Raw genomic sequence first — 1,484 nt, forward strand, 5'->3', positions numbered from 1 at the left:
GCGCCGGGCGGGGAGGGTGAGGCTCTCGGGCTGGGGATCAGTGGCCGTGGGCAGGGTGGCGGTCACTGGTGGCTGTCCTCTCGGATCGCGGCGGAAGCGGAGGCGGAGACTGCGGCAGTGGCGGAGACTGTGGCGGTGGCGGTCGCGGGGCTTGCGGCGGTCGCGGTCGCGGTGCCTGCGACGGTCGCGGGGCCTGCGGCGCCGGCGGTCGCGGCCGTCAGGTGGGCGCCGGTGTGGCTCGTCAGTTCCCACTCGTTGCGGCCGCGCTGCTCGCGCCAGACGGCGCGGATCGCGGCGCCCGCGAGCATCACCTGGTAGAAGGGGCCGCCGACGACGAGCTTGAGGTAGTGCACGAGGCGGACGCGCAGGCCGTACTGCCGGCCGAAGTCGTGCAGGCCGACGATCTCGAAGACGAACGTCACCATCGCCGTGATCATGGGGAGGAAGGTGATGATCGCGATGCCGACCGGTACGTCGAGGAAGACCGCGACGGCGAAGTTGAGCGGGATGATCACACCCGACGCGGCCTGCATGAAGGGCGTCATCAGCGTGTAGCGGGCGAGCCAGCGCTGGCCGCGCCCCGGCAGCTGCTGCCAGTCCTTCTTGCGGTACACCTGGAGGAATCCCTGGTTCCAGCGGGTGCGCTGCTTGAGCAGGCTGATCAGCGAGCCGGGCGTCTCCTCGCGGGTCACCATGTCGGAGTCGTAGGCGACGACCACCTTCTTGCCGACCGACGACAGCCGCACCCCCAGGTCGCAGTCCTCGGCGAGGCAGTTCTGGTCCCAGCCGCCGGCCTCGCGCAGCACCTCGGTGCGGACGAAGACGGTGTTGCCGCCGAGCGGGATGAAGCCCTTCTCGGCGTGCAGGTGCAGCCGGGAGCGGAACCAGAAGAAGTACTCCAGGCAGTTGCGCAGGCTGTACCAGCTGGAGTGGAAGTTGATGAGCTGGACCCCGCCCTGGACCACGTCGGCGCCGGTGGAGCGGAAGGCGTGGTCGACGTGGGCGAGCAGCTCGGGGTGGACCTGGTCCTCGGCGTCGAAGACCCCGACGATGTCACCGCGGCAGGACGGCAGGGCGGAGTTGAGGGCCTTCGGCTTGTTCTTCGTCTCGTGGTGGTCGACGACGACCCGGACGCGGGCCGGCTCGCGGGCGGCGGCCCGTTCGGCGACGGCGGCGGTCTCGGGGTCATCGTGCCCGACGATCACGATGATCTCGTAGTCGGTGTGGCTCGACTCCAGGAGCCGGTCGATGGTGTGCTCCAGGACCGCCTGCTCGTGGCGGGCGGGCAGCAGCAGCGAGAAGGACAGGCGGCCCTCCCCGTCGGGACGGTCGAAGCGGGTGGAGGCGAGCACCTCGGGGGTCCGCCACGCGTGCATCTGCCACCAGAGCGTGAATGCGGCCATCCAGAAGAGCGCCAGCGAAATGACAACAATGAACACAGATGTGTACAAGATGCCCCCCACAGACCCGCCGCCCCCCGGCGG

General features: G+C 70.1%; 1 protein-coding gene. It reads right to left on the reverse strand.

Annotation, left to right across the window (positions count from 1 at the left end; all coding sequences use genetic code 11):
* Window positions 1-62 precede the first annotated feature (62 nt).
* Window positions 63-1,451: a glycosyltransferase gene (locus tag PV721_RS43295; RefSeq protein WP_319734349.1), complete on the reverse strand. Its 1,389-nt coding sequence runs from the start codon at window positions 1,449-1,451 to the stop codon at window positions 63-65.
* Window positions 1,452-1,484 lie beyond the last annotated feature (33 nt).

This window comes from Streptomyces sp. MB09-01, assembly GCF_033794505.1.
GTDB lineage: Bacteria > Actinomycetota > Actinomycetes > Streptomycetales > Streptomycetaceae > Streptomyces.